This window comes from Pseudomonas sp. TWI923, from assembly GCF_039673365.1.
Lineage (GTDB): Bacteria > Pseudomonadota > Gammaproteobacteria > Pseudomonadales > Pseudomonadaceae > Aquipseudomonas > Aquipseudomonas sichuanensis.
This window is the reverse complement of the sequence record NZ_JBDJLM010000035.1, coordinates 1-16,912: the sequence shown is the minus strand read 5'-3', so window position 1 is coordinate 16,912 and position 16,912 is coordinate 1. Positions and strand designations below refer to the sequence as shown.

The following is a 16,912-nucleotide window of genomic DNA, read 5'->3' as shown; positions in this document are numbered from 1 at the left end:
TCCTGCGAATCTTTGTTACCAAAACAGCGATAATCCGGCTTTGGTCGAACGTGCATTCACGTTACTTCATGTCACAATTTTGTCCTCTAACCCGAGAGTGACCCATGGACACCCTGCAAAACATGCGTGCTTTCAGTTGTGTGGCCCAGCTCGGCAGTTTCACTGCCGCCGCCGTGCAGCTTGATACGACCACCGCGAACGTCTCGCGCGCGGTCTCCAACCTGGAAGCCCATCTGCAAACCCGCCTGCTCAACCGCACCACCCGGCGCATCGCGCTGACCGAAGCAGGCAAGCGCTACCTGATGCGCTGCGAACAGATCCTCAGTTACGTCGAGGAGGCCGAAGCCGAAGCCAGCGATGCCCACGCTCGCCCTGCCGGGCAGCTGAAGGTGCATTCGATGACCGGCGTGGGCCAGCACTTCGTGGTCGATGCCATCGCCCGTTACCGCGAGTCGCACCCGGACGTGACCTTCGACCTGACCATGGCCAACCGTGTGCCCGACTTGCTCGACGAGGGCTACGACGTGTCCATCGTGCTGGCCACCGAGCTGCCGGACTCGGGCTTCGTCTCGCAACGCCTGGGCATCACCTACAGCATCGTCTGCGCCTCGCCCGAATACGTGGCACGCCACGGCACCGCGCACAAGCCGGCCGACCTGCTCAAGCATTCGTGCCTGCGCATGGTCAGCCCGGTGATCCCGCTGGAGAAGTGGCTGTTCGACGGCCCCGAAGGCCAGGAGCTGGTCAACATCACCACCTCGCCGTTCCAGGTGAACTCGGCCGATGCGATGAAGACCGCGATCCGCAGCAGCATGGGGGTTGGCGTGCTGCCGATCTATTCGGCCATCGATGCCCTGCGTGACGGCAGCATCGTGCGGATCATGCCCGACTACCGCCTGCAGGAGCTCAACCTGTACGCGATCTACCCGTCGCGCCAGTACCTGGATGCCAAGATCAAGACCTGGGTCGAGTACCTGCGCAACTCGTTGCCGGAGATCCTGGCGGCCCATGAGGCGGACCTGAAGACCCACCAGGTGCTGATCGCCAACTGAATGGGCAGCTGCAAGCTGCAAGCTACAAGCTGCAAGAAGAAGCGTAACTACACATATCCCGCTTTTGCTTATGACTTGCAGCTTGTAGCTTGTAGCTTTTCCCAGGAGAAGCCCGATGAAAAAGACCGTCCTGGCCTTCAGCCGCATTACCCCAGCCATGGCCGAACGCCTGCAGCAAGACTTCAACGTGATCCTGCCCAACCCGAAACTGGGCGACATCGCCGCGCAGTTCAACGAAGCCCTGCCCGAGGCCCATGGCCTGATCGGCGTGGGCCGCAAGCTCGGCCGCGCGCAGCTCGAAGGCGCGGGCAAGCTTGAGGTGGTATCGAGCGTCTCGGTCGGCTACGACAACTACGACCTGGCCTACCTCAACGAGCGCGGCATCGCCCTGACCAATACCCCCGATGTGCTCACCGAAAGCACCGCCGACCTGGGCTTCGCCCTGGTCATGGGCTGCGCCCGCCGTACCGCCGAGCTCGATGCCTGGACCAAGGCCGGCCAGTGGCAGGCCACCGTGGGCCCGGCGCACTTCGGCAGCGACGTGCATGGCAAGACCCTGGGGATCGTCGGCATGGGCAACATCGGCGCGGCCATCGCCCGCCGTGGCCGCTTCGGCTTCAACATGCAGGTGCTGTACGCCGGCAACAGCCGCAAGGCGGCGCTGGAGCAGGAGCTCGGCGCACAATTCCGGAGCCTGGATGAGCTGCTGGCCGAGGCCGACTTCGTCTGTATCGTGGTGCCGCTGTCCGAGGCTACCCGCAAGTTGATCGGCGCACGGGAATTGAAGCTGATGAAGCCCAGCGCGTTCCTGATCAACATCGCGCGCGGGCCGGTAGTGGATGAGGCGGCGCTGATCGAGGCGCTGCAAAACGGCACCATCCGTGGCGCCGGGCTGGATGTGTACGAGAAAGAGCCACTGGCCGACTCGCCGCTGTTCAAGCTGCCCAACGCCCTGACCCTGCCCCACGTCGGCTCGGCCACCGCCGAAACCCGCGAGGCCATGGCCAACCGGGCGATCGACAACCTGCGCGCGGCGCTGCTGGGCGAGCGGCCGCGGGATCTGGTGAATCCGCAGGTGTGGAAAGGCTGATAGTCGCTTACTGACCGGGCTGGCCCTATCGCCTGTAGGAGCGGCCTTGTGTCGCGATAGGGCCGCAAGGCGGCCCCGGCGATTTTGCATGATGCCGAGATCTTGGGGCTGCTGCGCAGCCCTTTCGCGACACAAGGCCGCTCCTACAGAAAAGCTGCCTTATTTAGTTGCCAGCGCTCCAGTCACTGGCCGTGCTTTGGGCTTGCGAAACACCAGCACATTCCCCGCCATCACCACCACCAGCCCCAGCAGCGCCGGCGCCGTCCACTGGTAGCCTTCGGCGAACGCCGACACATTCAGCGCCACCAGCGGGAACAGTACCGTGCAGTAGGCCGCGCGCTCCGGCCCCATGCGCCCGACCAGGGTGAGGTAGGCGGTGAAGCCGATCACCGAGCCCGGGATCACCAGGTACAGCAGCGAACCGATATAGCGCGTGTTCCATTCCATCTCGAACGGAATGCCGCTGACCAGGCAATACATCGCCAGCATCGATGCGCCGTAGAGCATGCCCCAGGCATTGGTGGTCATGGGCTTGAGCCCGGCCCGCTGCTGCACGCTGGAGAGCATGTTGCCGGCCGAGAAACACAAGGTGCCGAGCAGCGCCAGGCCCAGGCCGTAGAGGGTTTCGCGGCTGGCGGCGTGGTGCGAAAGCTCCGGCCAGAACAGCAGCCCCAGGCCGAGCAGGCCCATGGCCCCGCCGCCGAGCACGTTGGCGGCAACCTTCTGGCCGAAGAAGATCCGCGCATTGAGGGCATTCCACAGGGTGGCGGTGGAAAACACCACGGCGATCAGGCCACTGGCGATCCACTGGCTGGCGGTGAGGAAGCACATGAAGTTGACGCAGAACAAACAGAAGCCCTGGGCCAGGCACACCAGATGGCCGCGCCTGTCCATCGGTTGCAGGCGCCGGGTAAGTAGCAGGATGGCGAACAGGATCAGCCCGGCCAGGGCGAAGCGGTAGACGATCGACACCGGGATGGCGACCACGCCCAGTTGCAGTTTCAGGGCGATCCAGGTGGTGCCCCAGATCAGGACGGTGAGCAGGTAGAGCGACAGGTTCATGGTGACGGTTCCTCGGGCCTCTCAGAATCGGTGCCTGGCTCTTCGCGGGTGAACCCGCTCCCACAGGAATGGCGTCGCTGGCAAGGCTGGCGCTGATTCTGTGGGAGCGGGTTCACCCGCGAATCGAGGGCGCAGCCCTCGCCAGGCCTCACAGTCTTCAATGCCTGTCGCTCCCGCGCTTGCACAAACTTGCGCTTTTCCTCGCCAGGTAGCTGCCAGCCCCTCGCCATCGCAGTACGATGGCCACCAGAGGACCCGCCCATGCCCGCACTCGATCACCTGCAAGTCTTCAACGCCATGCACGCCTCCCCCCACGCCCGCCTGGAGCTGAGCGCGCACCTGGGCGACGGGCTGGCGGCGGCGTTGTGGAGCAACCGTGACGATGCCCGCGACTATCAGGCCCCCAGCCACCACACCCTGTCCTGCTACATCGCCGACGGTACCGGCACCTTCCGCCGCCAGCGCCCGTCGGACAAGGGGTCGCCTGGCAAGCTGTGCATCATGCCCGCCGGCCACGAGTCGAACTGGGTGGTCAACGGCTCGATCCGCCTGGCCCACCTGTACATCAGCGAGGCGCAATTCGCCCTGGGCTGCACCCGCCTGCTCGACCGTGAGCCACGGGAGATGCAACTGCGCGAGGCGACCTTCCTTGAAGACCCTTTGCAGGCCGCGCGCTTTCGCCAGCTGATCCAGCTGGACTGGGCCGAGCCCGGCGAACGGCTGCTGGCCAGCAGCCTGGGGCACGCCATCATCGACCATGCCGTGCTGCACCAGGCGGGGCTGCGCCAGGGGCTGAAACTCAAGGGCGGGCTGGCGCCGCACCAACGCCGGCAGTTGGTCGAGTACATCGAGGCCAACCTCGACCAGCCGCTGACGCTGGGTGAGCTGGCGCTGCGCTGCAACCTGTCCGAATACCACTTTGCGCGGATGTTCCGGGCGAGCTTCGGTTTGCCGCCGCATCAGTACCTGCTGGCCCGGCGCCTGCACCGGGCCGGCGAGCTGTTGCGCCTGGGGCAACTGCCGCTGGGGCAGGTGGCGTTGCTGTGCGGGTTTGCCAGTGCCAGCCATTTCAGCAACCGGTTCAGGCAGGCGCTGGGGGCGACGCCGGGGGAGTATCGGGCGGCGTTTGCCTGTTGAACCCTGGGGCCGCTTTGCGGCCCTTTCGCGACACAAGGCCGCTCCTACAGGAAATCGCGGTCCCTTGTAGGAGCGGCCTTGTGTCGCGAAAGGACCGCAACGCGGTCCCAGTCCTCAGAACTCCAAGGTACTCGACAGGCTCACCTGCCGCGCATCCCCCACCGCGACGAAGTACCGGTTCACCGCCGAGCTGTAATACACCTTGTCGAACAGGTTCTTCACGTTCAGTTGCAGCAGAACCTTGTGCTCGTCGAGCTTGGTCTCGTAGCTGGCAAAGGCATCGGCCACGGTATACGCCGGCAGGTCGAAGTCATTGGTCGCATTGCCGGCACGTTCCCCTACATAGCGGGCGCCCGCCCCTACACGCAGGCGGTCGCCGCCAAGCAGGCTGCCGTAGTCATACACCGCCGACAGCGAACCACTGTGGCGAGCGACATTCTGCAGGCGATTGCCCTTTAGGTCCGGGTCCTTGGTCACTTCGGCATCGGTGAAGGCGTAGGCGCCGATCAGGCTCCAGCGCTCGCTGAGCTGGCCGGTCAGGTCGAGTTCGACGCCGCGGGAGCGCACTTCACCGGCATTGCTGTAGATGATCGTGCCGGGCTGAGTGTCGCCGTCGGCCACCAGCACATTGCGCTTGTTGATATCGAACAGCGCCAGGGTGCCGGTCAACCGGCCGGGGATATCCAGCTTGGCGCCCAGTTCCCACGACTTGCCTTGCTCCGGCTCGATGCCGGAGTCGAGGGTGAGGGTCTGGCCACCGCCGATGCTCAGCGGCGCGATGGTCGAGTTGGGTTTGAACGACTCGCTGTAGCTGCCATAGAACGACAGTTGCTCGTAGAGCTTGTACACCAGACCCGCATGGGGCACCCAGGTCTGGCCGCTGTTGTCGGTGTTGACCTTGAACGGGCGGCCACGGCCGGCGTACTGGTCGAACTGCTGGAAGCGCCCGCCGGCCACCAGGATCCAGTGATCGTCCAGGTGCCAGGCATCCTGCAGGAACAGCGAATCGCTGCGCAGCTCGTCGGTCTGGTCGCTGTCGCTGGCGCGCACGCTGGTGCCTTCCACTTCGCGGCCATAGACCGGGTTGAGGTAGCTGAAGGTCGAACGGCTGTTCTGGCGGATCAGGTCGGCGCGGTAGATCTTGCGGTCTTCGTGATCGACACCAACCAGCAGGTCGTGGCGCTGGCCAGCCAGTTCGACGTTGCCGTTGAGGCTGAAGGTGGCGAACTGGTCGCGGCTCATGGCGCCCAGGGTGCCGTCGATGCTGCGGGTCAGCGTGCCTTTTGCCTCGTTCACCCCGGTCACACGGACCTGGCTGGCATCGTAGGTTTCGCGGTTGAAGCTGTAGCCGAAGTGCGCTTTCCAGTCGTCGCTCAGCTGGTGATCGACCTCCAGGCGGTACAGGTCGGAGCGGCCTTCCATGTCGTTGAACGGCTCGTCGAGACGGCGGCTGGCGGGAATGTTCAGCGGGTGCCCGTCACTGCCGAAGGCGGTGCCGCGGTCGAACGGGTAGCTGAACTCACGGTGCTCGTAGGCCAGCACCACCTGGGTGGCTTCGCCCAGCCAGGCGAACGACGGCGCCACCAGCGACTCGCGGTGCACGCCGAAATTGCGCCAGTAGTCTTCGTCCTCATGGTCAACGATCAGTCGATAGGCGAAGTTGCTGTCGCCCAGCGCGCCGGTGCTGTCCAGGCCGCCGCCGCTGCCGTTCTTGCCACTGCCGTAGCTGGAGCCGCGCAGGGTGACGGCGTTGTACTGCTCAAGCTGCGGGCGCTTGCTGACCACGTTGATCACCCCGCCCGGGTCCTGGATGCCGTACAGCAGCGAAGCGGGGCCCTTGAGCACCTCGACCCGCTCGGTGCTGGCGTTGAGGGCGCGGCCCTGCACGATGGGCATGCCGTCGCGCATGATCGAGCCGTCGCGGTTGTCGCCGAAGCCGCGCTTCATCACGGTGTCGGCGGTGCCGCCGAAGTTGTTGCCCTGGGTGATGCCGCTGACGTTGTACAGCGCATCGTCGAGGTTGCGCGGCGCCTGGTCGCGGATCACCTGCGCGGGCACCACGTTGATCGCCTGAGGGATGTCCTGGGTCGGGCCCTGGCCGCGCATGATCGAGGCGCTGGCCGGGGGCTGGTAGCTGTAGTCGTCGGCCTGGGATGTGACGGTGGTGGCTTGCAGGTTCACGGCCCCTGAGGTGTCGGCCAGTTCGAGGGTCAGGGTGCGGCCATCGACGCGGCGCCAGGCCAGGCCGGAGCTGCCCAGCAGCTGCTGCAGGGCCTGCTCGGCGCTGAACGTGCCGTGCAAGGCCGGCGCCTGCAGATCGGGCAGCGCCAGGGTGTAGACCACGCTCTGCCCGGTGGTGCGGCTGAAGGCGTTGAGCGCCTGGGCCAGCGGCTGGCTCGGCTGGGCGAAGGCATAGGCCTGGCTCTGCTGCTCGGCCATCGCCTGAGGGACCATGGCCAGCACCGACAAGGTGCTGAGGCCGAACCAGAGCGGGACGCAACGCGGGGTGAACTTCATGGACGCTGACCTGTGAGAGGGATGATCTTTTGCGAATGAATCGCACTTCCACTCACTACACGGATGCCGTGAACGGATACCTCACCGTCCTGGTGAAAAAAGTTGAGCTCGCCGGCGATTGGGCCAGTTGTAACTAACACCTAGCGCAGGACAGTGATCCGCCCCAACAGCGTCTGCCGCGAGAACCCCAGCACCTTGCCCAGCGAGTCCAGCGCCAGCAGCGGCTCGGCCACCGGGAAGCTGCCACTGACCTTGCGCTGCGCCAGCTCGCCGTCGAGCAGCACGATCCGCCCGGGGTAGTAACGCCCCAGGTCCTCGACCACCTGCCCCAGCGGCACCTGGTAATAATTCAGCCAGCCCTGGCGCCAGGCCAGGCGGCTGTCGCTGTCCACCGCCTCGACCGCGCCCGCGCTGCCGGTGGCATAGGCCAGCTGTTGATTGGCGGTCAGCTCGCGCGCCGGCTGGCCCTGGGCAGGCGTCACCGCCACCCGGCCGCTGCGCACCGTGACCTGGGCCCCCTCACCCTGCTCGCGCACTTCGAACTGGGTGCCGAGCACGCGCACCTGCCCGCCGTTGGCGTCGACCAGGAACGGCGCGCCGGTGTGGGTCACCTGGAAGTACGCGGCGCCGCGCAGCAGGCGTACGCGGCGCTCACCCTGGTCGAAGTCCACGCCGATCGCCGTGCCGGCGTCCAGTGTCAGTTGCGAGCCATCGGCCAAGGTCACCTGGCGCACCTGCTCGGCGCTGGTGTAGTCGGCGCGCAGGTCCTGCAACCAGTTCTGCGGCTGCCAACCGGCCACGCCACCCAGCGCCAGCAGCAGGCAAGCGGCCACGGCGAAGCGCAGCCAATGGGGTTTGCGGGCAGGCCGGCGCATGGCTTCGAGGTACTGCTGCAGGCCTGCCTGGTCTTCAGCGGCCAGGCGCGCGGCCGGGGCCTCGGTCTGGCGCCACAACGCCTGGGCCTGGGCGTAGGCTTGGCGATGGGCCGGGGCCTGCAGCAACCAGCGCTTGAATGCGGCGCTTTCGGCCTGCTCCGGCTGCTGGTGGATGTGCATCAGCCAGCCCAGGGCGGCCCGGGACTGTTCGGCAGTAATCGGCGGTTCGAGGCTCATCGACGGGCGCTCCCTGGCCGGCGCGGTGGGGGTGCGGCTTCGGCGACACTCGCCTTGCACGCTTCGAGGGCGCGCATCATATGCTTTTCCACGGCGCTCTGGGACAGCTGCATGGCTTTGGCGATCTCGCCATAGGTGCAGCCGTGGATGCGATTGAGCAGGAAGATCTGCCGGGTGCGCTCGGGCAAGGCGCGCAGCGCCGCCTCGATGCGCTGCAGGTCATGGTCGACCTCCAGGGCCTGTTCGGGCGCCTGGGCGAAGGCTTCGTCGTCGGTGTGCTGCAAGCCTTCGGCCACGCGGTCGCGGCTGCCTTCGCTGCGCAGGTAGTCGATGGCCAGGTTGCTGGCGCTGCGCAGCAGGTAAGTATCGAGGGCTTCGACCTTGACCTCGGGGCGGCGCCAGAAGCGCAGGAACAGCTCCTGCACCAGGTCGGCGGCGGTGGCGCGGCAGCCGATGCGCCGGTTGACCAGCGCCTCCATGCGCGCACGCTGGGCGAGGAACACCTGGACGAAGCGCGCCCGGCCACGGCTGGCCTCGGCGTCGGCGTCGATCACCTCCCCCGGCTCGCGCAATGCCTTACACCGCCAGCACGGCCAGCAACGGCCCAAGCACCAGGCTGGCCGCTGCCAGGCCCAGCAGCAAGCGAGGCTGGTACGGCAGGCCGAACACCCACAGCGTCACCCCGGCCATCAGCACGGCGATCCACTCCACCAGGCCAAAGGCCAAGCCCTGCACGTGCACGGCCAGCACCAGCGACAGCAGCAACAGTGACCAGCCACCGATGCGCAGGGCCTTGAGCTGACTGGCCGTGGGCTTGAGCCCGAGCAGGTCGTTGAAGTGTTTTTCCATGGCCAGGCACAGGCCGGCGAAACCGGCGAAACCGAGCAGCGCGACGCTCAGCATCAGCTCACCTCCACGGCTTTGGCGACCTTGGGCGCGCGCTTGGCCACAACTTTGGGCGCGCGCAGCATCTTGCCGGCAGCCCAGGCGAGGAATAGCCCTGTACCCAGTGCAGTCAGGTCGAACCCAGCCATGGCCCAGTCACCGACGGCAATGGAGTGGTTCAACCCCTGGCCGGTGGTCAGGGCGTTGAGCAGCGGCAACAGGGCGAAGGCCAGCGCGCCCAGCGCCAGTTGTTCGCCCCAGGCCCGGCGCCCAGGGCGCAGCACGGCATGGGCCAGCGCCAGGGCCCAGGCCAGGAAGAAGGCGTTGATCTCCCAGTCGGCACGCCCCTGCAACGCCACCGGCAGCAGGCGGTTGGCCCAGAAGAACGCCGCCACGCCGAGCAGCAGGCCGCCCATGCTGGCGATGTTGAGCACCTCGACCAGGCGCAGCTCGACCGGCATATGCCCGCTCTTGGCATGCTTGAGCTGACGCTTGCCCAGCCACATCACCAGGCCCGTGCCGATCACCGCCGTGCCGGCCACGCCGAAGGCGAAATACAGCCAGCGCAGCCACGGCCCGGCGAAATTGCCCATGTGCAGGCCGACTAAGGTAAACGAGGTCATCATCGCCGCGCTCTCCGGCGCGCCTTGGCTAAGCAGGGCGCCGCTGACACCATCGAAGGTCCAGTTGGCGCTGCGCTTGTAGGCCACGCTGTCGGCCGAGGCGCGGCTGAAGGTGACCCGGGCATTGCCGTCGCCAGGGTTCTGCACCTGGATGAAGCCCATGCGCGCGCCCGGCGCCTGCTCCTGCACCTTGGCGTACAACTCCGGCAATGGCGCCAAGGGTGCCGCCACGCTTGCCAGCGCCGGGGTTTGGTCACGGCCGAACAGGTCGTTGAAATAGTCGCCGCTGTCGCCATAGCTGGCCATGATGCTGGCCGGCATCACCATGTACATGAAGATCACCAGGCTGCTGTAGCTGATCATCAGGTGGAACGGCAGCACCAGCACGCCGATGGCGTTATGGCCGTCGAGCCAGGAGCGCTGGCCCTTGCCGGGGCGGAAGGTGAAGAACTCCTTGAAGATCTTCTTGTGGGTGATGATCCCGGTCACCAGACCCAGCAGCATGATGAAGGCGCAGAAGGTCGCCAACCAGCGCCCCCACGGATAGGGCATCTGCAGCTCGAAGTGGAAACGGTAGAAAAACTCGCCGCCACGGCTGTCGCGGCCCACCACTTCCTGGCCGCTGACGGCGTCCAGGTCCTTCCTGACCATGCCGCGTCGCCCACCTGCATTCGGGTCGCGCCAACTGACGCTGAGCGCCGGCTCGCGCTCGCTCGGCAGGCGGATGAACCAGCTGTTGGCGTGGCCGGCGTTGCTTTGCAGGTAGCGCTGCGCCAGCGCCAGGCTGGCCACCGGGTGGAGCGGGTGGCTGTGGACTTCGGGCGTGCTCCAGTGGCTGATCTCGTCCTTGAAGTACGACAGCGTCCCGGTGAGGAAAATGGCGAACAGCAGCCAGCCGAAGATCAGCCCGGTCCAGGTGTGCAACCAGGCCATGGCCTGGCGAAAGCCCTCTTTCATCCGTTTTTCATCCAGTAGGCAAGCCCGGCGATCAGCCCCAGCACCAGGCTGGGCAGCAGCACGCCTAGCCAGGCGCGCCAGGCGCTGCGGCAGGCGAAGCAGCCGATGAAAGCCAGCAGGTAGACCACGAACGACAGCATCATGCCGGTGAGCGCGGCATCGACTTGGGCCATGGGCGTGAGCAGGGTGATGCACACGCTGGCCAGCGACGCCAGCAGGTAGCCGCCCAGCAGTGCCGCCAGGCTGCGTGAGGCCACGGCCAGGCGATAGCTCAAGGGGAGGCCGGCGGCTTTGCTCTTCATCGCGGTGGTCCGGGGAAATGGGGGTGCAATAGTAATGATTTCAATTCTCATAAGCAAAGAGTCGGGGATGAACTGCGGCCCCAGTCACCGATTGCCGAAAGGTCGAGGCCTGAATACAATGCGAACAATTCTTACTTCCAGTCGCGCCACAGAGCGCCGGAGTCGCATCGGTGCCCAGCGCCCTCTCCTCCACCGTCGAAGGTCTGTACCTCAACCACCACAGCTGGCTTACCGGTTGGTTGCGGCGGCGCCTGGGTTGCCCGCAGAGCGCCGCGGACCTGGCCCAGGACACCTACGTGCGCCTGCTCCAGGCCCGCGAAACGCCGAAACTGGTAGAGCCCCGCGCCTTCCTCGCCACCGTGGCCAAGCGGGTGCTGTGCAACCACTTCCGCCGCCAGGAACTCGAGCGCGCCTACCTCGAGGCGCTGGCCCTGGTGCCCGAGCAGGTGGCGCCGAGCGAAGAAGAAAAGGCGATCATCTTCGACACCCTGCTGGAACTCGACCGCCTGCTCGATGGCCTGCCGCCGCTGGTCAAGCGCGCGTTCCTGCTGGCCCAGGTCGACGGCCGGGGCCAGGGCGAGATCGCCCGGGAGCTGGGTATCTCGCTGGCGACGGTCAAGCGCTACCTGCACAAGGCAGCCCTGCGCTGCTACTTCGCCCAATGAACACCTCGTTCGCCCCCCGCGTCGCCGAGCAGGCCGTGCATTGGCTGATCGAATCCCAGGCCGAGGGCTTCGACCAGCACCTGGCGCTGGAACGCTGGCTGGCAGCCGACCATGAGCACCAGCGCGCCTGGGCGCACATCCAGCAGGTCAACCAGCGCCTGCGCGGCGTGGCCTCGCCGGTGGTGCACGCGACCCTGCAGGCGCCGCCCTCCCCGGCCCGGCGCCGGGCGCTCAAGGCCCTGTTGCTGGTGGGTGTGGCCAGTGCCACCGGGTTAGGCCTGCAGCAGCACAACCCGCTGCCGGGGCTGATGGCCGACTATCGCAGCCCGGTCGGCCAACGCCGGCGCCTGACCCTCGACGATGGCAGCCAATTGCACCTGAACACCCGCAGCGCCGCCGATGTGCGCTTCGATGGCCAGCAGCGGCTGGTGCGCCTGCAGGAGGGTGAACTGTTGCTGGAGGCGGCCAACGATGCGCGGCCGCTGCGGCTGCGCACCGGCGAAGGCGAGCTGCTGCTGGACCGGGGCCGTTTCAACGTACGCCAGTTCGACGGTTTCAGCCTGGTCACGGTGTTCAGCGGCAGCGCCAGCGTGGCCGGGCAAAGCCTGTTGGCCGGGCACCAGGCGCGTTTCGCCGGGGATGGGTGGCAGGCGATCGCGCCACTGGACTCGAACCGCGCAACCTGGGTGGACGGCATGCTGGTGGTGTCGCAGATGCGCCTCGGCGACTTTGTTGCCGAGCTTTCGCGCTACCGGCTTGGGCAATTGGGTTGCAGCGAACGGGTGGCCGATTTGCGGATTTCCGGCTCGTATCCGCTGGAAGACAGCGAGCGGATCCTGGCCATGCTGGAGGTGGCGTTGCCGGTTAAGGTGCGCCGGTTTACCCGGTACTGGGTGTCGGTCGAGGCGGCTACGGGGTGAGGGCAGCAAGCCTGCGCGACCGGTGTAGGAGCGGCCTTGTGCCGCGAAATGGCCGCGAAGCGGCCCGGCAATAGTTGCTTCGATCGTAGATCCCGGGGCCGCTCTGCGGCCCTTTCGCGGCACAAGGCCGCTCCTACAGGAATCGCGCCTTGAAGAAAAATTGAAAAAAGTGCAGATCAGCTGAGCCATTTCCCCGACCTCGCGTGACAGAGAAGGCAGAACCCCCTTCTCACAGGACCACCGCCCCATGCTTCTGCGCCCAAGCCCCCTCGCCCACGCCCTGCTGCTCGCCATCAGCCTGGGCGGCGCCGTGCCCGCCACCCAGGCCGCCGAAACCCGCAGCTACCACATCGCCTCCGGCAGCCTGGAAGACGCGCTCAACCAGTTCGGTCGCGAAAGCGGCGCGTTGATCTCGTTCGGCTCGGCACTGACCCAAGGCCTGATCAGCCCTGGCCTGGACGGCCAGTACGAGGTGGGCCAGGGCCTGGATGCCTTGCTGCGCGGCAGCGGCCTGCAGGCCCGCCAGGAAGCCGACAACGCCTACAGCCTGCAACCGCTACAGGCGGGCAACAGCGGCGCGGCCGTGGAGCTGGGGGCCTCGACCGTGGTCGGTGACTGGCTGGCCGACGCGCGCCAGGACAACGTCTTCGAGCACCCCGGCGCCCGTGACGTGGTACGCCGCGAGGCGTTCGAGCGCAGCGGCGCCAGCAGCGCCCGTGAAGTGCTCAACCGCATCCCCGGGGTGAACGCGCCGGAGAACAACGGCACTGGCAGCCACGACCTGGCGCTGAACTTCGGCATCCGTGGCCTCAACCCACGCCTGGCGTCGCGCTCCACCGTACTGATGGACGGCATCCCGGTGCCGTTCGCTCCCTACGGCCAGCCACAGCTGTCGCTGGCGCCGATCAGCCTGGGCAACATGGACGCGGTGGACGTGGTGCGCGGCGGCGGCGCGGTGCGCTACGGGCCGCAGAACGTCGGCGGCATCGTCAACTTCGTCACCCGTGCCATCCCCGAAGAGGCGACGTTCAAGGCAGCGATGCAGAACCAGATCAGCCCGTCGTCCAGCCAAGATGGCTTGAAGAACAACGCCAACCTGCTGATCGGCGGCACCAACGCCAACGGCCTGGGGGGTGCCCTGCTGTACTCCGGCACCCGGGGCAGCGACTGGCGCGAACACAGCGACACGCAGATCGACGACTTGATGCTCAAGGGCAAGCTGCAGCTCGACGAAGCCAACAGCCTGCATGCCATGGCCCAGTACTACGAGGGCGAGGCCGAGATGCCGGGCGGGCTGAGCGCCGCGGCGTTCGACGATGATCCCTACCAGTCGACTCGCCTCAAGGACAAGTTCTGGGGCCGCCGCACGCTGTTCAACTTCGGCTACGACTACCAGCAGGACGACCGCCAGTTCAGCGTCAACAGCTTCTTCACCAAGACCCTGCGCAGCGGTTACCTGGACCAGGGCAACTTCGTTTCGCTGTCGCCACGCGAATACTGGGTGCGCGGTATCGAGACGCGCTTCTCCCAGGGCGTAGCGCTGGGTGACAGCTGGCACGAACTGGGCATCGGCTACCGCTACGTCAACGAAGCCGGCCACGAACTGCGCTACCGCGAACCGACCCGCAGCAACCTGCTGCCCACCACCGACAGCCGCAACGACCGCGACACCCGTGGCAGCACCGAGGCCCATGCGATTTACCTGGACGACCGTATCGACATCGGCCGCTGGACCATCACCCCGGGTGTGCGCTACGAGATGATCGACTCGCAGCAAAGCAACAAACTCAGCGGCCAGCGCTACCAGGGCAGTTACAACACCGCCCTGCCGGCACTCAACGTGATGTACCACCTCACCGACAACTGGAACCTGTACGCCAACACCGAAGGGTCATTCGGCAGTGTGCAGTACAGCCAGATGCCCAACCGGGTCAGCAGTGGCGAGGTAAAACCGGAGAAAGCACGTACCTGGGAACTCGGCACCCGTTACGACAATGGCGACCTGCAGGCGGAGATCGGCGTATTTCTGATCAATTTCGACAACCAGTACGAAAGCAACCAGACCAACGATTCGGTGATCGCCCGCGGCGAAACCCGCCACCAGGGCATCGAGACCAGCGTGCGCTACGCCCTCGATGGCCTGAGCCCGGCGCTGGCCGGTTTCGACGTGCATGCCGGCTACGCCTTCGTCGATGCCACCATCCGTGAGGACGGGCCGAACAAGGGTAACCAGGTGCCGTTCTCGTCGCGCCACAAAGGCACCCTGGGTGTGGGTTACACCGACGGCCCGTGGCAGTTGAACCTGGACAGCAGCTTCCAGAGCAGCCAGTACGCCGACAACGCCAACACCGGCAGCGAGAGCGCCGACGGCAGCACCGGGCGTATCCCCGGCTACATGCTGGTGAGCAGCCGTGCCGGCTATGACTTCGGCCCTGCGCTTTCCAACCTGAAGGTGGCGGTGGGGGTGAAGAACCTGTTCAACCGCGAGTACTACACCCGCTCGTTCGACGACAACAACAAGGGCAAGTACGTGGGCGAACCTCGTACTCTATACCTGCAGACCTCGGTTGAGTTCTGATCGGCGACAACAAAAGCCCGGCGATCGCCGGGCTTTTTGCAACAGGAAATTTTTCTTGCGCAGGGGGTTGAATTCGTCGCGCGGATGCCTGACCTTAGAGTCAAGAGGCGCAAAAAGACCAACGCCCTCAGTGGCTTGAAAGTGCCTCCCGCGAGCAAGCTGAATAAGGATTGAAGTCATGCAAATCCAGGTCAACAGCAGCAACCATTTCGAAGGCAACAACCGTCTCGACGAGTGGGTCCGCGCCACGCTGCACAGCAGCCTCGAGCGCTACGAAGAAGACCTCACCCGCATCGAAGTCCATTTGCGCGACGAGAACGGCGCCAAGCCCGGACCGCACGACAAACGCTGCCAGATGGAGGCTCGCCCCAAAGGCCACCAACCGATTTCCGTGACCCATACCGCCACTTCGCTGGACCAGGCGGTCGATGGCGCCGCCAACAAGCTCAACCACGCACTGGAGCATTTCTACGGCAAACTGCGCAGTAAACGTGGCGTGCTTGAACTGAGTGACCCGGACGCCTGATCCAACCGCATCAGTAAAAACGCCCGGCCTTGCGCCGGGCGTTTTCATTTGCACCGATCAGCGGGCCTGAACCAACCCCGGCACGCCCCGGTCAACTCCTGCAGTCATTCAATGCAGGCCTCGACCATGAACAACCCCTTCGACCAGATCAGCGCTGCGTTCGCACCCGAATACCGGGTCAACCTGAGCATCGAGCGCCTCGATGGCAGCATCATGCTGACCCTCTCCGATGACAGCGGCGTGGTTGCCAGGCGCCTGGTCAGCGCGGCCCAGCGCAACGACCCGGTGCGCCTGCAACGGGTCATCGACAGCATCCGCCTGGGCCTGGCCATCGAGCTTGGCCAGAACCCGCTGCAAGTGCTGGCCGCACTGACCCGCGATCATCGCCACCCGGCCTCCTGCCTAGCCAACTGAGGGCTATTTGCTCTCGTCCACTTCCTTGCCGTTGGCGTCCAGCACCTTGGTCGACGGGTAGCGGTAGGAGGCGTAGCGCACCACCAGGATGGCGAACGCCAGCAGCAGGATGCCGCCACACACGTACAGCAGCCCGACATCCGGCGCCTTGTGGTGCGACACATCGCCGATCAGCAAACGGGTCAGCGCGGTGATTGCCACGTACAGCAGGAAGCGGATGGGCATGTGGTTGGTCTTGAAGTAGATCCCCACCATCGCCCCCAGCTCCAGGTAGATGAACAGCAGCAGGATGTCATCGACGCTGACCCCGCCCTTGCCCAGCATGTCCAGGAAGGTCACTACCGCCGCATAGGCGGTGATCGCGCCGATGCCGAACAGTGCCAGGTAGTGGAATGCCTCCACGCACAGGTTGCCCAGTGAGTCGGCGGAGCCATGCAGGCCCTTGCGCAGCTTGTCTGCCCATTTGGTGTTCACGGTGTTCAATTCCCCGATACGGCTGAAGGATGGTGCGTCACGCCTGTGACATTTGTTGTGCCATGCAGTTAAAGGGCCAGGCCCCCTGCCTTGGAAGGTGGTGAATTGCCGCAGGGCACTTGTGCGCTAGGCTTTTTGCTCGCGAATGGCCATCACTGTGGTTGCAGTGAGCAGGCCTTCACCTGTACTGTATAAAAATACAGTTAATACCCCAACCAGCAAAAAGGCATAGAGGTGATGAATGGCCGTCGAAGTGGTGTACCGCAGCAGCCGCGACCCGGAGCGCTTGTTCATGGATAAGGCCGAAGCAGATCGTCACGACAAGATGCTCGAACTGGCCGAGCGCCTGGCTGAAGTGCTGCACAAAGCAGTGCCGTCGCTGAGCGAGCAGCAGGTCGAGGAAGCCGGTATCTACATGGCCAAGAACCGCGATGTGTTTGCCCGCGCGTTCAAGAGCCAGCCGGATGCGCTGGCGGAACTGCTCGAAGGCGGGGCAGCCGAGTAGAATCGGCACGCCACCTGTAGGAGCGGCCTTGTGTGGGGGGAACGGGGCCCCACCCCCCCCCCCCCAACAAATGGGGTAAAAAGGGGCGCCCAA

Annotated in this window: 17 protein-coding genes; 9 read left to right on the top strand and 8 right to left on the bottom strand. The window is 65.7% G+C overall.

The window, feature by feature from the left end:
• Positions 1 to 104 precede the first annotated feature (104 nt).
• Positions 105 to 1,052: a LysR family transcriptional regulator gene (locus ABE459_RS15005; protein ID WP_125462652.1), complete on the top strand. Its 948-nt coding sequence runs from the start codon at positions 105 to 107 to the stop codon at positions 1,050 to 1,052.
• A gap of 115 nt (positions 1,053 to 1,167) precedes the next feature.
• On the top strand, positions 1,168 to 2,142 hold the full coding sequence (locus ABE459_RS15000; RefSeq protein ID WP_125462651.1) for a D-glycerate dehydrogenase: 975 nt from the start codon (positions 1,168 to 1,170) through the stop codon (positions 2,140 to 2,142).
• Positions 2,143 to 2,301: 159 nt separating this feature from the next.
• Here the strand turns inward: ABE459_RS15000 and ABE459_RS14995 are convergent, their stop codons facing one another.
• Complete coding sequence (locus ABE459_RS14995) at positions 2,302 to 3,204, bottom strand: DMT family transporter (RefSeq protein ID WP_323830710.1); 903 nt, start codon at positions 3,202 to 3,204, stop codon at positions 2,302 to 2,304.
• A gap of 261 nt (positions 3,205 to 3,465) precedes the next feature.
• On the opposite strand from ABE459_RS14995, the gene ABE459_RS14990 reads away from it, so the two are divergent.
• Positions 3,466 to 4,341 (top strand): AraC family transcriptional regulator, encoded by an 876-nt coding sequence (locus tag ABE459_RS14990; protein ID WP_323830709.1) that lies wholly within the window; start codon positions 3,466 to 3,468, stop codon positions 4,339 to 4,341.
• A 114-nt stretch (positions 4,342 to 4,455) separates the two neighbouring features.
• Here the strand turns inward: ABE459_RS14990 and ABE459_RS14985 are convergent, their stop codons facing one another.
• The 6 genes from ABE459_RS14985 to ABE459_RS14960 all read right to left on the bottom strand — a co-directional run bounded on the left by ABE459_RS14985 (position 4,456) and on the right by ABE459_RS14960 (position 10,737).
• Positions 4,456 to 6,858: a TonB-dependent receptor gene (locus ABE459_RS14985; protein WP_323830708.1), complete on the bottom strand. Its 2,403-nt coding sequence runs from the start codon at positions 6,856 to 6,858 to the stop codon at positions 4,456 to 4,458.
• Positions 6,859 to 6,998: 140 nt separating this feature from the next.
• Entirely contained in the window at positions 6,999 to 7,970 is a 972-nt protein-coding gene (locus ABE459_RS14980; protein ID WP_323830707.1) for a FecR domain-containing protein, read from the bottom strand.
• Positions 7,967 to 8,542, bottom strand: coding sequence for a sigma-70 family RNA polymerase sigma factor (locus tag ABE459_RS14975; protein ID WP_125462646.1), 576 nt, complete (start codon positions 8,540 to 8,542; stop codon positions 7,967 to 7,969). The genes ABE459_RS14980 and ABE459_RS14975 overlap by 4 nt, the downstream gene beginning before the upstream one ends.
• A 4-nt stretch (positions 8,543 to 8,546) precedes the next feature.
• The gene (locus ABE459_RS14970) at positions 8,547 to 8,873 is read right to left on the bottom strand and encodes a DUF3325 domain-containing protein (protein ID WP_323830706.1); all 327 of its coding nucleotides are present in this window, start codon (positions 8,871 to 8,873) and stop codon (positions 8,547 to 8,549) included.
• Positions 8,873 to 10,435: a PepSY-associated TM helix domain-containing protein gene (locus ABE459_RS14965; protein WP_323830705.1), complete on the bottom strand. Its 1,563-nt coding sequence runs from the start codon at positions 10,433 to 10,435 to the stop codon at positions 8,873 to 8,875. Before ABE459_RS14965 ends, ABE459_RS14970 begins: the two co-directional genes overlap by 1 nt.
• Entirely contained in the window at positions 10,432 to 10,737 is a 306-nt protein-coding gene (locus tag ABE459_RS14960) for a DUF3649 domain-containing protein (protein ID WP_323830704.1), read from the bottom strand. Before ABE459_RS14960 ends, ABE459_RS14965 begins: the two co-directional genes overlap by 4 nt.
• 170 nt (positions 10,738 to 10,907) lie before the next feature.
• Between ABE459_RS14960 and ABE459_RS14955 the strand changes: the two genes are divergently transcribed.
• The 5 genes from ABE459_RS14955 (at position 10,908) to ABE459_RS14935 (ending at position 15,840) form a co-directional block, all read left to right on the top strand.
• Entirely contained in the window at positions 10,908 to 11,402 is a 495-nt protein-coding gene (locus tag ABE459_RS14955) for a sigma-70 family RNA polymerase sigma factor (protein ID WP_323830703.1), read from the top strand.
• Positions 11,399 to 12,322, top strand: a complete 924-nt coding sequence (locus tag ABE459_RS14950) for a FecR family protein (protein ID WP_323830702.1) — start codon at positions 11,399 to 11,401, stop codon at positions 12,320 to 12,322. The genes ABE459_RS14955 and ABE459_RS14950 overlap by 4 nt, the downstream gene beginning before the upstream one ends.
• Before the next feature lie 247 nt (positions 12,323 to 12,569).
• Positions 12,570 to 14,900: a TonB-dependent Fe(3+) dicitrate receptor FecA gene (fecA, locus tag ABE459_RS14945; RefSeq protein ID WP_323830701.1), complete on the top strand. Its 2,331-nt coding sequence runs from the start codon at positions 12,570 to 12,572 to the stop codon at positions 14,898 to 14,900.
• Positions 14,901 to 15,078: 178 nt separating this feature from the next.
• Positions 15,079 to 15,426 carry an HPF/RaiA family ribosome-associated protein gene (locus ABE459_RS14940; protein ID WP_110991697.1) on the top strand — a complete coding sequence of 116 codons (348 nt, stop codon included), beginning with the start codon at positions 15,079 to 15,081 and terminating at the stop codon, positions 15,424 to 15,426.
• 126 nt (positions 15,427 to 15,552) lie between these two features.
• Positions 15,553 to 15,840, top strand: coding sequence for a DUF3509 domain-containing protein (locus ABE459_RS14935; RefSeq protein WP_125462639.1), 288 nt, complete (start codon positions 15,553 to 15,555; stop codon positions 15,838 to 15,840).
• A gap of 3 nt (positions 15,841 to 15,843) precedes the next feature.
• On the opposite strand, the gene ABE459_RS14930 is transcribed toward ABE459_RS14935, so the two are convergent.
• Positions 15,844 to 16,314: a phosphate-starvation-inducible PsiE family protein gene (locus ABE459_RS14930; protein ID WP_125462638.1), complete on the bottom strand. Its 471-nt coding sequence runs from the start codon at positions 16,312 to 16,314 to the stop codon at positions 15,844 to 15,846.
• A gap of 241 nt (positions 16,315 to 16,555) precedes the next feature.
• Here ABE459_RS14930 and ABE459_RS14925 point away from each other — a divergent pair, with 241 nt between their 5' ends.
• The gene (locus tag ABE459_RS14925; RefSeq protein ID WP_012274138.1) at positions 16,556 to 16,819 is read left to right on the top strand and encodes a YebG family protein; all 264 of its coding nucleotides are present in this window, start codon (positions 16,556 to 16,558) and stop codon (positions 16,817 to 16,819) included.
• Positions 16,820 to 16,912 lie beyond the last annotated feature (93 nt).